Below are 13,501 nucleotides of genomic sequence, written 5' to 3' on the forward strand. Positions count from 1 at the left end.
CGATGACCCACCCAATACCCCACCCGCGTCCCCTTTGCCTTTGCCTTTGCCTTAGCCTTAGCCACCGCGCCAGACCTCATCAATTTGGGCGACTCCGGTGAGCTTATCGATCAGTCGCGAGAGTTGCTGGACATCGCTCACCTGCAGATCGAGATCGATCCGGTAGCGCTCCGGCGCCTCGCAGCGCGTCTGCACACCGCTGAGTCGAGCCCCTTCGGCGCCGACCAGACGGCTCGCCTCGGTCAACGTCGCCTCGAGCACCGCACTGCGCAGATGGACGCGCACCGGGTAGCGGCCGGCCGGGGCGTTGCTCCAGCTAACATCGAGGATGCGTTCCGGTTCGCGGCGGCGCAGCTGCTCGAAGTTGCTGCAATCCTGCCGGTGGATGGTGACCCCCGCACCGCGCGTGATAAAACCGACGATCGCATCACCGGGTGCCGGGGCGCAGCAGCGCGCCATACGAGTGAGCAGATTACCGACCCCTTCGACGGTGACATCGCCCTCGGCCTGACTGGCGACCTTGGCCGCCTCGGAGCCCGCCGGCAGCTCAGGCGGTGGCGGCAAGAGCCGGTCGCGCAGCAGCCCGGCAATCTGCCCCGAGGTCATCTCGCCGCGCCCGAGCGCCGAGAGCAGACTGTCGAGCCGCTGATAGCGGCTGCGCCGGGCGATCTCCTCTAAACTGATATCGTCGACGCCGAGCCGCTGTAGCTCCTTATCGAGCACCTGCCGACCGGCGACCACATTCTTATCGTGATCGCGCTGGCGAAACCAGGTCCGCACCTTGCTGCGCGCGCGATTGGTGTAGAGGTAACCGAGCTGCGGGTTGAGCCAATCGCGACTCGGGCGCGCCTCGCGGCTGGTCATGATCTCGACCCGATCGCCATTCTCCAGCGTCCGCGTCAGCGGCACGATGCGCCCGTTGATCTTGCCGCCGCGGCAGCGGTGACCGACATCGGTGTGGACCTGGTAGGCGAAGTCGAGCACCGTCGCCCCGCGCGGCAAATCGAGCACATCGCCCCCTGGGGTCAAGGCGTAGACCCGATCGGCGAAGACCTCAGCGCGCACCCGGTCGACGAAATCGGCCGCCTCGCCCTCCTCTCGCCCCCACTCAAGCAGCTGCCGCAGCCAGGCGATCTTGCGCTCGAAGGCGGCGTCCTGGCGTCCACCCTCTTTGTAGCGCCAGTGCGCAGCGATGCCGAGCTCCGCCTCGCGGTGCATCTGCTGGGTGCGAATCTGCACCTCAAGCGCCTTACCCTCCGGGCCAAAGACGGCGGTGTGCAGAGAGCGGTAGTTGTTATCCTTCGGGGTTGCGATGTAGTCGTCGAACTCGCGCGGGATCGGCGTCCACAGGCCGTGGACGATGCCGAGGGCGGCGTAGCAGGCGCGCTCATCGTCGACTAAGACACGCAGCGCTCGCAGATCATAGAGCTCATCGAAGCGCAGCCCCTTGCGCTGCATCTTGCGGTAGATGCTGTAGAGGTGCTTGGGACGGCCATAGACGTCGGCACGGACCCCGGCCTCATCAAGCGCCGCTTGTAACTTAACGCGCACGCGCTGGATATAGAGCTCGCGATCGGTGCGCCGCTCGGCGAGCAGGCGCGCTAACTCCTGATAGCGCTGCGGCTCTAAGTAGCGCAGTGAGAGATCTTCGAGTTCCCACTTCAGCTGCCAAATCCCGAGTCGGTTGGCCAGCGGGGCGTAGATCTCCATCGTCTCGCGGGCGAGCTGCGCCTGCTCTTCGGCGCTCAAGTGTTTGCCGACGCGCAGATCGTGCAGCCGCTCGGCCAGGGTGATAAAGACCACGCGCACATCGCGGGCCATCGCCAGCAACATCTTGCGCAGCCCCTCGGCACGCTCACCCTCGATCGGGCCTTCAAAATCGGCCACCTCACGAAAGTAGCCGATATCGTGCACGCGGCAAACGCCCTGAGCCAAATCGACGATATCGGCACCAAAGGCAGAGCGCAGCCGTGGCTCGCTCGCGGGATGGAGTTGCGGGAGGTCGTGAATCAGTGCGGCCGCCAAGGTCTGGGCATCGAGCCCCAAATCGGCCAAGGCGGTGGCCGTAGCGACGGCGTGTTCGAAGTAGGAGTCGCCCGTCGGTCGCTCGTGCTCGCCGCTGCAGTCGCGCGCCCAGTACCAGGCCCGCTCGATCAGCGCCTCGCCGGCGGCATCGAAGCGCGCCGGCAGACGACGCAGCCACGCCTGCGGCTCCAGCCCGACCAGTTCCTCACTGCCGACTAACGCGCTCTGCACCATCGTCGTCTGCCCCGCCCCGAACGCATGCGGCACGCGGCCTGCCCCGCCGCCGGGTCCCGGAGGGTGGGAGATCGGGGCGGCGGTGGACAGGCAGAGCCAATCAAGCCTGCCAGCGCCGCCACACCGGGGGCCACCGGGGACCGGTCTAAGCCCGGTCTAGCCCTCTTCCACCGCCTTCATCGAGAGACGGATCCGGCCCTGGCGATCGACCTCAAGCACCTTCACGCGCACGGCGTCGCCCTCCGAGAGCGCATCGGCGACGTTCTCGACCCGGCTGTTGGAGATCTGTGAGATATGAACCAAGCCGTCCCGCCCCGGCAAGATGTTGACGAAGGCGCCAAAGTCCATCAACTTCGCCACCCGACCGTCGTAAATCCGGCCGACCTCGACATCGGCGGTCAGCAGTTCAATGCGCCGGCGCGCCTCTTCAGCGGCCTCTTTGTCGGCCGAGGCGATCGTCACCACGCCGTCATCACCGATATCGATGTTGGTTCCGGTCTCCTCAGTGAGGGCGCGAATCGTCGCCCCACCCTTGCCGATGACATCGCGGATACGCTCCGGATCGATGCGCATCGTCAGCAGCCTTGGGGCGTACTCCGACATCTGTTCACGCGGACGCTCAAGGACGTGGTTCATCTGCTCGAGGATATGCAGCCGGCCGGCTCGCGCCTGTTCGAGGGCCCGCTCCATGATCTCACGGGTGATGCCGTCGATCTTGATGTCCATCTGCAGCGCCGTTACCCCTTCCTGGCTACCGGCCACCTTGAAGTCCATATCCCCAAGATGATCCTCGTCGCCGAGGATATCGGTCAGCACCGCAAACTCATCGCCCTCTTTGATCAGTCCCATGGCGATACCAGCGACCGGCGCCTTCAGCGGCACTCCAGCGTCCATCAGCGACAGGCTCGTGCCGCAGACCGTCGCCATCGACGAGGAGCCGTTCGACTCGGTGATCTCCGAGACGACGCGAATCACATAGGGGAAGGCCTCCTGGCCCGGCATCACCGCCTCAACGCCGCGCTTAGCGAGCTTGCCGTGGCCGATCTCACGCCGCTTCGGTGTGCCGATAAAACCGGTCTCACCGACGCTGTAGGGCGGGAAGTTGTAGTGCAGCATGAAGGGCTCACGCCGTTCGCCCTCAAGGGCGTCGATGACCTGCGCATCGCGCCCGGTGCCGAGCGTGGTGACCACGATCGCTTGGGTCTCGCCGCGGGTAAAGAGCGCCGAGCCGTGGGTCCGCGGCAGCACCCCGACCTGGATGTTGAGCGGACGAACGGTGTGGTTATCCCGCCCGTCAATGCGCGGATGGCCGGCCAAGATGCGTCCGCGCACGATCTTCTTCTCCAGCGACTTGAAGGCCTCGGCGACCTCACCAGCGCTCCAGCCGGGGCGCTCCTCATCGGCGAGTGCCGTAAGTACGCGCTCGCGCAGTTCGCTGACCTGCTGTTGCCGCTGCTGCTTATCGGCGATTTGATAGGCGGCGGTCAGCACCTCGTCGACTTGCTCGTGAACGGCGGTCTTCAGTTCGCTGTTATCGGCCGGCGGCTGCCACTCCCAGCGCGGTTTGCCGATCTCGGCGGCCAGATCAGCGATGGTATCGATCGCCTGCTGCAGCTGTTCATGCCCGAAGAGCACCGCATCAAGCATCGTCTGCTCGGGGAGCAGATCGGCCTCGGACTCGACCATCAAGACGGCATCGCGCGTGCCGGCAACGACCAGATCGAGCGCGGAGTTGGCCAAATCGCTGAATCCGGGGTTGAGGCAAAAGGCACCATCGATGTAGCCGACACGGCAAGCACCGATCGGTCCATCGAAGGGAATCCCCGAGATCGCCAATGCCGCCGAGGTCCCGAGCATGGCCGGGATGTCGGGGTCGACATCGTCGTTGAGTGAAAGCACGGTTGCGATGACCTGCACTTCCTGGCGAAAGCCTTCGGGAAAGAGCGGGCGGACCGGGCGATCGATCAACCGGCAGGTCAACGTCTCCTTTTCGGAGGGGCGTCCCTCGCGCTTGAAGAAACCACCGGGGATACGCCCGGCTGCGTAGGTGCGCTCCTGGTAGTTGACCGTCAACGGCATGAAATCGCGGGCCGCCTCGGGGTTCTTATCGCCGACTACGGTGACGAGGACCACCGTATCGGCCATATTCACGATCACCGCACCGTCGGCCTGACGGGCCACACCGCCGGCCTCCAACGTCACTTGGTGCTGCCCGAACTGGAACGAACGCTTAACCGTCGGAAGTTGTAGCTCGCTTTCACTCATAGTCTGCTTTCCCTTTGCGCTTACTTACGGAGGCCGAGGCGATTGATCACGTCCTGATAGCGGCTCCGATCCTTGCGCTTGAGATAGTCGAGCAGCTTACGGCGCTGACTGACGAGCTTAAGCAGACCTTGACGGGAGTGATGATCTTGCTTGTGAACGGAAAAATGCTCAGTAAGATGCTGAATTCGCGCTGAGAGCAGCGCAACTTGCACCTCCGGGGAGCCGGTATCGGCTGGAGAACGCTGAAAATCCTTAACGATCTCCGCTTTCTTCTCGGTGTCTAACGACATGTAAAAACTCCTGCTCTCTACCCTCGAATCTCGCTCTGCCGCGCAAGCTCCGGTCGCGCGGCCCAGACGACACAATGACACAAATTAGGGCGCTAGTTTATCCTCGCCAGGGGGTGCAAACAAGGCGCCCCGGCGCTTACCTGCCGGCAACTACCCGCGGGCGACTGCCCGCTTAGCAACTATTGGTGGCGCCGCTGGGCCAGCAGTCGCTTCGGCCCAACGCGGCCATCTTCAAGGATCTGCCCCATCCCCATGAAGTGACCGTGGCGACTATAGAGGCGCAACCACCCCGAGCGCGGCGCCTTCGGCACAAAGACCGGCTGCCCTTGCAGCAAGAAAAAGGCCAGATCCTCGGCCAACTCAACCGCCGGGTACTGCTCCAGGGCGCTATCCATGGGCAACAGGGTGGCATCAAGGGCTTCACGTCCCTGCTCAGCGCACGCCTCAAGCGCCTCCATCGACCACATCTGCGGATCGTGGTACGGCCCCATGCCGTGGCGACGCAGCGCCGTGACGTGGCCGACCGTGCCGAGCGCCCGCGCCACATCCTCAGCCAGCGTGCGAATGTACGTGCCCTTGGAGCAGCTGACCATCAGGTCGAGCTCATCGCTCCGCAGCGCCTGCAACTCCAGGCTGTGAATGGTGACTTGCCGCGGCTCACGCTCGACTTCGATGCCCTGGCGCGCGAGTTGGTAGAGCCGCTGACCACGATGCTTCAGGGCCGAGTACATCGGCGGCAACTGCTCAATCACGCCGCGGAAATCGGCCAACACCCGCTCGACCGCGACCGACTCCAGCGCCGGCACCGCTGCCTCCTCGCAGACCTCACCCTCGGCATCGCCAGTCGCCGTAGCCACCCCGAGTTTGCAGGTCACCACGTAGTGCTTATCGGCATCCAGCAAAAAGCCGGAGACCTTGGTCGCCTCGCCGAAGCAGAGCGGCAGCAGCCCGGTCGCCAACGGATCGAGACTCCCCGTATGGCCCGCCTTACGCGCACCGAAGAGCCGCTTAACCTGCTGCAGGGCCTGATTCGAGGTCGCCCCAGCAGGCTTATCGAGCAGCAACACCCCTGTTACATCACGTCCTTTACGCCTTTTCGCCATCTGGCGTCTTACTCCTTCCCCTTGCTTGTCGCCTCGCTGTTCGCCTCACTCGTCGCTCCAGCGTCGTCCTGATCCCTCTCCAGGCTCTCCTCTCGCTGCGGCGGGGCCACTTCGTCGATCAGCGCACTCAGTCGGGCGCCGCGGTCAAACGCCGTATCGTGAACAAAACGCAGCCGCGGCATATAGCGGCTGCGCATACGGGCGGCGACGCGGCTGCGCAAAAAGCCGTGCGCGCGGTTGAGCACGTCGACGCAGGCGTCGACCGCCGGCGCCTCGGCGCCAAGCACCGAGACGTAGACGGTCGCCTGCCCAAGATCGCGGCTGACCTGCACCTCAGAGAGGGTCACCGACCCGACGCGCGGGTCGTCGACATCTTCGCGGATGACCTCGGCAAGCTCGCGCCGGAGCTGCTCGGCCATGCGGCGACTGCGCGGATACTCTTTCGCCATCGCTGCGGTTACGCCCTACGGTCCAAGCTCGCGCTGGATCTCGACCCGCTCATAGCACTCGATCTGATCGCCAGCGCGGACGTCGTTGTAGTTGCGCACCCCGATCCCGCACTCAGTACCGGAACGGACCTCATTGACGTCGTCCTTAAAGCGGCGCAACGACTCGAGCTCGCCTTCGTAGATGACGACGTTATCGCGCAGTACCCGGATCGGGTTGCGCCGCCGTACCACACCATCGACCACCAAACAGCCAGCAATCTGCCCCAGCTTCGAGGAGCGGAAGACTTCGCGCACCTCGGCGGTGCCCAAAATGCGCTCTTCAAGGGTCGGCTCCAGCATCCCGGAGATGGCGTTTTTGACCTGCTCGATGGCGTCGTAGATCACGCTGTAGTAGTGCAGATCGATGCCACTCTCCTGGACCAGACGCTTTGCGGCAGCATCGGCACGCACGTTAAAGCCGATCAAGATGGCATCGGAGGCTAGCGCCAAGTTGACGTCCGACTCGGTGATAGCGCCGACGCCGGAGGCGATCACGCGCACCCGCACCTCGTCGTGCGACAGCTCTTCGAGCGATTGGCGCAGCGCCTCGGCAGAGCCATTCACATCGGCCTTGACGAGAAGATTCACGCTGGCCATCTCGTCTTCCTTGAGCTGGCTGAAGAGGTTCTCCATGCGCGCTTTCTGCTGCTGCGCCAAGCGTCGCTCGCGCTCACGCTCGGTACGCTGGGCGGCCAACTCGCGCGCCTTACGCTCATCCTCGACAACGTGCAGATCGTCACCGGCATCGGGCAGCCCCGAGAGACCGAGCACCTCGACCGGCGTCGACGGCCCCGCCTCGTTCACCCGCTGCCCATGCTCGTCGATCAGCGCCCGCACCCGGCCAAACTCGGTTCCGGAGATCACCGTATCACCGCGCTTGAGACAGCCGTTCTGCACCAGGACGGTCGCGACCGGTCCGCGCCCACGATCGAGGCTCGACTCCAGGACCACCCCCTGAGCGGCACAATCCTTAACAGCGCTGAGCTCAAGCAGCTCGGCCTGCAACACGACGGCTTCCAGCAGATCGTCGACGCCCTCGCCGGTCATCGCCGAGACGTGGATAAACTGCGTATCGCCGCCCCAATCCTCGGGGATCACCTCCATCTGCGCCAACTCTTGCTTAACGCGGTCGGGATTCGCCTCGGGCTTATCCATCTTGTTGACGGCAACGACGATCGGCACCTCCGCAGCACGGGCGTGGTTCACCGCCTCTTTGGTCTGCGGCATCACGCCGTCGTCAGCGGCGACCACCAGCACCACGATATCGGTCATCTGCGCCCCACGAGCGCGCATCGCGGTGAAGGCCTCGTGGCCTGGGGTATCGAGGAAGGTCGCCCCGCCACTGGCCGACTCGACCCGGTAAGCACCGATGTGCTGGGTAATGCCGCCAGCCTCGCCGGAGGCGACCTTGGCACGCCGGATGTAGTCGAGCAGAGAGGTCTTGCCGTGATCGACGTGCCCCATCACCGTGACGACCGGGGCCCGCGAGACGCGCTCCCCTTCTGGCTCTTCGGCGTAGCGCAGCAACTCTCTCTCTAGGTCGTCGCCGCGCTGCAGTTTCGGCTTATGTCCCATCTCTTCGACGAGGATAGCCGCGGTCTCTTGGTCGATCGTCTGATTAATGGTAGCCATGACGCCCTGTTTCATCATCTCTTTGATCAGGGCAGCGGCCTTGATGCTCATCCGATCGGCGAGCTCGGCAACGGTAATGCTCTCCGGGAGCTCGACCTCGCGAACCACCGGCGCGGTCGGACGCTCAAACTCTTGCTGCAGCTGTCTAGCAGCCGTTTGGGCACCTCCGGCGCCCCGTCTCTTGCGCTTACCGGCGCGACCGCCGGCTGCACCGGCATCCGCCTCACGGATCTCTTTCTTCTTGCGCTTCGGCTTGCCTTCCTGTTTGCGCGCAGCACGCTCTTCAGCCTCACGCTCACGTTTCGCCTCGAGTTCGGCGCGCTTACGCTCACGCTCCTCTTCGCGCTTCTTCGCCTCGTCTTGCTGACTCTTCGGCTTCTCTTTAAGCGCCTCGGCTTGGGCCCGTGCGGTCTCCTCGGCAACCTGCTCCTCGGGGGCTGGCTCAGCGCTCGCCTCTGTCTCCGCCGCTACCGGCTCGGCCGGACGCTCCGCAGTCGCACTCGCTACCGCCTCATCGGCAGACGCTGACGACGGGGTATCGGCAACAGGCTGTGCGCCTGCCGCCTCTACCGCTGCGGCAGCGGTCGGCGACTCAACGGCCGCAGCGCCTGTGTCCTCGCCCGGCGCTTGCGACTCGGCGATCGCGGCAGGGCCAGCAGCCGCATCGTGCTGCTCCTGCTCCAGGGCCTGCTCAAGCTGATCAAGCTGGGCGGCGGCGGCGGCGGTCTCCTCAGCCTCTTGCGCCTCCTGACGCCGCCTCTCCTCAGCCTCAATGTCGCTGCGCTTGACGTAGGTTCGGCGCTTACGCACTTCGACATTGACCGTCCGCGTCTGCCGCGGCCCGCGTGTACCCGCATCGCGGCTCGCCGGCATCTTCAGCTGGCTGTGACTGCGCCGCTTGAGAGTGATCTTCTTCGGAGAGCCCTCCTCGGCCTCTCCCTGCGGCTCACCTCCGCGGCGCAAGTGCGCAAGCAGTGTAGCCTTATCCTCTGCCGAAAGGGTCGCCTGTGCATCGCGCGAGCCGAGCCCCGCCGCCTCAAGCTGCGATTGCAGACGCTCGACCGAGATCCCTACCGTCTGCGCAAATTGCTCTACCGTCGTTTCCGCCATAAACACTCTCCAGACGCGGCTCAGTGGCAGCCTTAGCCCTGTTCACCCATAGCTTGACTCAAAGTGACCGAGTACAAACCCACCCGACCCCAAGTCACCGGACGCAAATTCGCCGGTCTATGCGGTGCGCTCTCCACTGACGCCCTCCTCCGCAAACCATGGCTCGCGAGCCTTCATGATCAACGCGCCAGCGCGCTGCTCACTCATGCCCTCGATCTCCATCAGCTCGTCGATCGACTGATCCGCCAAGTCCTCGACACTCGTTATACCTCGCTGTCCCAAAGCGTAGGCGGTCTCCTCATCCATCCCTTCGAGGGCCAACAACTCGGCACTTGGAGCCGTCGCTTGGGTCTGCTCGGCAATGGCCTGCGCCAGCAAGACATCACGCGCCCGCGTGCGCAGCGCCTCAACGAGCTCCTCGTCGAACTCCTCGACCTCAAGCAGCTCACTGCCCGGCACGTAGGCGACCTCTTCAATGCTAGAAAAGCCCTCCCGCACCAGCAGGGCGGCAATCTCCTCATCGACATCGAGCTGCTCGATAAAGAGCTGCAAGAGCTCGTCGGCCTCACGCTCGCTCTTCGCCTCGGCCTCCTCGGCCGTCATGACGTTGAGCTCCCACCCCGTCAACTCACTCGCCAAGCGAACGTTCTGCCCGCCGCGGCCGATCGCCTGTGAGAGCTGATCCTCGGCCACCGCGATATCCATCGCGTTGCGCTCCTCGTCGACCACAATCGACTCGACTTCCGCCGGAGCCAAGGCATTAATGACAAATTGCGCTGGGTTCTCGTTCCAAGGGATGATGTCGATGCGTTCGCCGCTGAGCTCGTTCGAGACCGCCTGCACGCGCGACCCCCGCATCCCGACACAAGCCCCGACCGGGTCGATGCGCGGATCGAGGGCACGCACGGCGATCTTTGCCCGCTGCCCAGGATCACGAGCCGCCCCGAGGATCTCAATCAACCCCTGACCGACCTCAGGCACCTCGATCTTGAACAGCTCGACCAAAAACTCGCTGCAGGTACGGCTGACGAAGAGCTGTGGACCGCGCGGCTCAGGACGGACATCGCGCAGATAGCCGCGCAGCCGGTCGTTCGGGCGCACCGCCTCGCGTGGGATCAAGTCCTCGCGACCGACCAATGCCTCGGCGTTCTCGCCCAGATCGAGAATCGCCGACCCGCGATCCATCCGCTTGACCGTGCCGCTAAGCAACTCGCCGATGCGGTGCTCATAGGCATCGACGATCTTCGCCCGCTCGGCATCCCGCACCTTCTGGACGATGACCTGCTTGGCGGTCTGCGCTGCAATGCGACCGAAGTCGACCGATGCAATCGGCTCCTCGTAGTAGTCGCCCACCTGCGCCTGCGGATCCTTCTCGCGCGCCTGCGCCAGGCTGATCTGGCGCTGCGGCTGCTCGATCGAATCGTCGTCTTCGACGATCTCCCAGCGCCGGTAGGTCCGATAATCGCCGCTTTGACGATCCACACTGACGCGCGCGTCGATCTCTTCAGGATGACGCTTGCGCGTTGCCGAGGCCAAGGCCGCTTCGATGGCCTCGAAGATCACCTCGCGGTCAACACCCTTCTCATTGGAGGTGGCCTCGACGACCAACAAAATCTCTTTACTCATGCCTCATCGACTCCGCTCTTCTCCTGCGGCAGGCCTGTCACGGCTCCAACTCGAGCCGCGCACGATCGATCAATGCCAAGGGAATCCTATACGTCTCGCCCTCGCTCTCCTCTTGCACCACGACGCAGTCGGCCTCCAGCCCCTGCAGGGTACCGGTCAACCGCCGCCGCCCAGCGTGCAACTCAAGCAGCCGCAGCTTGATCCGCTCGCCACGGAAGCGCTCGTAGTCGGCCGCCTTGAAGATCGGCCGATCGAGCCCGGGTGAGGAGACCTCCAAGGCGTAAGCGCCCGAGATCGGGTCTTCCACATCGAGCAGCCCGCTGATCTGGTGACTCACCGCCTCGCAATCCTCCAGACGGATCCCCGCCGGGGTATCGATGTAGACCCGCAGCGTCCGGTTGCTCTTCGCTCCGGTCAACTCGACACCGACCAACTCGTAGCCAAGACCGACCACCGTCGGCTCTAATAGATCGTGAAGCGTCTGGATTCCCGTCATTGCTCAACCACAAACCGCCACAAACAAAAAGAGGGCCAGCGGCCCTCCCTCCGGCTCGCTCGACCAGCACAAGGCTCCGTCGACGAGCGATATGCGTTACCAGCGCCCCTTAGCACCTCCCGCACCATCAGGCCGGGATTATACACAGCCAGCCGCACAAGCACAAAGTCTTGTGCCTCCCCACGGCTGAAGCAAGGGGTTTGCTCTTGCTTTTTGCTCACGTCGCAATCGCGCCGGTGCAGTGTGTCTCGGTATCGCGGCGTTACTTGGCCCGAGAGTGACCACGCTCCAACCCGACACGGAGCGCCGGACAAGCGCAACGACGCCGCCACAGGCCAAGCCGCCGAGCGACAACAGCTCTCTGGAAGAGAGGGATTCTCAAAAAGAGACGGGGGATAGAGAAGAGAAGTTGGTAGCGGGGGCAGGATTTGAACCTGCGACCTTCGGGTTATGAGCCCGACGAGCTGCCAGACTGCTCCACCCCGCAACCGATGGAGAGCATCATACTGCCTAGTGCGGCACTTTGCAACCCCTTTTGAGACTTTTTTGGCCCACTCTGTGCGTGCGTTTGAACGCGGGGACGCAATCGGCAGGGCAGCAGCCCCCAACGGCGCCACTTGCCCTGCCCTTCTGCCTACTGCCTTGCTATGTGTCTTACTGCTACTGTCCCCCCGCGCTGCTCTATCCAGCCCCGAGTACGCTCTGGCAGAGAGCGATCAGGCGCTCAGGGAAGATCCCGAGCACCAACACGGCAGCACCGTTGACCACGAGCAGGGCGCGAATCGGCAACGAGGCGCCGGGGACCAAAACCGTGCCTGCAGCGCCATCCGGGCGACTCGGGGTAGCACCCTCTCCCTCGCCCACGGAGCCCTCGTTAGGCCCGGTGGGTTTTTGAGAGCCTTCGGGGGGAACTTCGGGACGGTCGAAGTAGGCGACCTTGAGCACGCGCAGATAGTAGAAGGCGCCGATCACCGCCGCGATTACCGCGAGTACGGCCATGGCGATCAGATCGGCCTCGACCGCCGCCTTGAGCACCAAGTACTTAGCATAGAATCCGATCGTCCCCGGGATCCCGGTCATCGAGATCATCAACAGCAGCAGCACCCCGGCAAGGATCGGATGGCGCTCGTTCAGCCCACGGTAGTCGGCGATCTGCTCGGCCTCGGTGCCGGCTGAGGAGAGCACGATGATCAGCCCGAAGGCCCCGGCGGCCATGATGCCGTACGCGATCACGTAGAAGAGCGCCGCGGCGTGCCCGGCCTCGGTACCAGCCGCCAACGCTAAGACGATGAAACCGGCGTGGGCGATACCGGAGTAGGCGAGCATGCGTTTTAGGTTCGTCTGCATAATCGCCGTTAAGTTACCGAGCAGCAGCGAGACCGCCGCCAATATCAGCAACATCGGCTGCAGCGTCTCGTGGAGCGGGCCGAGACCGTCGACGAGCAGGCGCAAAAAGAGCGCGACCGCGGCCACTTTGGGGGCCGTGCTGATAAAGAGCGTGACCGGCGTCGGCGCCCCCTGATAGACATCGGGGACCCAGGCGTGGAACGGCGCCGCGCCCAGCTTAAAGGCCACACCGACGAGCATAAAGCTCATCCCGAAGAGCAGCAGCAGCGGCGGCTCTTCGCTTGCGGCCGCCTCGGCGATCACCGCCAGCTCTAGGCTCGCCGCCCCGCCGTAGACCATCGACATGCCGTAGAGCAGGATGCCGGAGGCCAGCGCCCCGAGGACGAAGTACTTCATCGCCGCCTCGGCCGCCTGGCGCGAGTCGCGATGGTAGGCGACTAGGGCGTAGAGCGAGAGCGAGAGCATCTCCAGCCCCAAGTAGAGGGTCAGGAGACTGCCGCCGGAGGCGATGATCAACATGCCCAAGGTGGCGAAGAGGGCCAACAAGTAGACCTCGCCTTGCAGCAGCCCGCGCGCCTCCAGATAGGGGCGTGTATAGGCCAGCGCCAAGACCACCAGCAGCGCCAGGGTCGCCTTGAGCATGGCGGCCAGCGGGTCGACGACGTAGTGCCCGGAGAAGGTCGTCTCGGTGACTCCCCACTGCGTCGTGATCGCCAGCGCGGCGGTGACCAGTAGCACCGCCTGGGTCAGGAAAAAGGTCACGCTGCGGCGCGATCCGCGCACGAAGAGATCGACGATCAGCACCACACAGATCGCACCCAGCAACCAGATCTCCGGCAGCGCGAGGGAAAAATCGGGCGTCTCGAAGCTCATTGGTCTTCCTTC

The 13,501-nt window shown here is 64.4% G+C and carries 9 protein-coding genes and 1 tRNA gene; all 10 read right to left on the reverse strand.

The annotated features are described in order from the left end of the window. Nucleotides 1–57 precede the first annotated feature (57 nt). Nucleotides 58–2,259 carry a RelA/SpoT family protein gene (locus CKO15_RS02835; protein ID WP_200192306.1) on the reverse strand — a complete coding sequence of 734 codons (2,202 nt, stop codon included), beginning with the start codon at nt 2,257–2,259 and terminating at the stop codon, nt 58–60. 156 nt (nt 2,260–2,415) lie between these two features. Next, on the reverse strand, nt 2,416–4,524 hold the full coding sequence (pnp, locus tag CKO15_RS02840) for a polyribonucleotide nucleotidyltransferase (RefSeq protein WP_200192308.1): 2,109 nt from the start codon (nt 4,522–4,524) through the stop codon (nt 2,416–2,418). Between the two features lie 20 nt (nt 4,525–4,544). After that, nucleotides 4,545–4,814, reverse strand: coding sequence for a 30S ribosomal protein S15 (gene rpsO / locus CKO15_RS02845; protein ID WP_200192310.1), 270 nt, complete (start codon nt 4,812–4,814; stop codon nt 4,545–4,547). 179 nt (nt 4,815–4,993) lie between these two features. Beyond that, on the reverse strand, nt 4,994–5,917 hold the full coding sequence (gene truB / locus CKO15_RS02850) for a tRNA pseudouridine(55) synthase TruB (RefSeq protein ID WP_200192313.1): 924 nt from the start codon (nt 5,915–5,917) through the stop codon (nt 4,994–4,996). A gap of 8 nt (nt 5,918–5,925) precedes the next feature. Then, entirely contained in the window at nt 5,926–6,366 is a 441-nt protein-coding gene (rbfA, locus tag CKO15_RS02855; RefSeq protein ID WP_200192315.1) for a 30S ribosome-binding factor RbfA, read from the reverse strand. A gap of 15 nt (nt 6,367–6,381) precedes the next feature. Then, entirely contained in the window at nt 6,382–9,147 is a 2,766-nt protein-coding gene (infB, locus tag CKO15_RS02860) for a translation initiation factor IF-2 (RefSeq protein WP_200192317.1), read from the reverse strand. A 117-nt stretch (nt 9,148–9,264) separates the two neighbouring features. After that, entirely contained in the window at nt 9,265–10,773 is a 1,509-nt protein-coding gene (nusA, locus tag CKO15_RS02865; protein ID WP_200192319.1) for a transcription termination factor NusA, read from the reverse strand. A gap of 37 nt (nt 10,774–10,810) precedes the next feature. Beyond that, the gene (rimP, locus tag CKO15_RS02870) at nt 10,811–11,269 is read right to left on the reverse strand and encodes a ribosome maturation factor RimP (RefSeq protein WP_200192321.1); all 459 of its coding nucleotides are present in this window, start codon (nt 11,267–11,269) and stop codon (nt 10,811–10,813) included. Between the two features lie 410 nt (nt 11,270–11,679). Beyond that, a tRNA-Met gene (locus CKO15_RS02875) sits at nt 11,680–11,756 on the reverse strand. A gap of 194 nt (nt 11,757–11,950) precedes the next feature. Then, nucleotides 11,951–13,489, reverse strand: coding sequence for an NADH-quinone oxidoreductase subunit NuoN (nuoN, locus tag CKO15_RS02880; protein ID WP_200192323.1), 1,539 nt, complete (start codon nt 13,487–13,489; stop codon nt 11,951–11,953). Between the last annotated feature and the right edge of the window lie 12 nt (nt 13,490–13,501).

Source organism: Halorhodospira abdelmalekii, from assembly GCF_016583625.1.
GTDB classification, from domain to species: domain Bacteria; phylum Pseudomonadota; class Gammaproteobacteria; order Nitrococcales; family Halorhodospiraceae; genus Halorhodospira; species Halorhodospira abdelmalekii.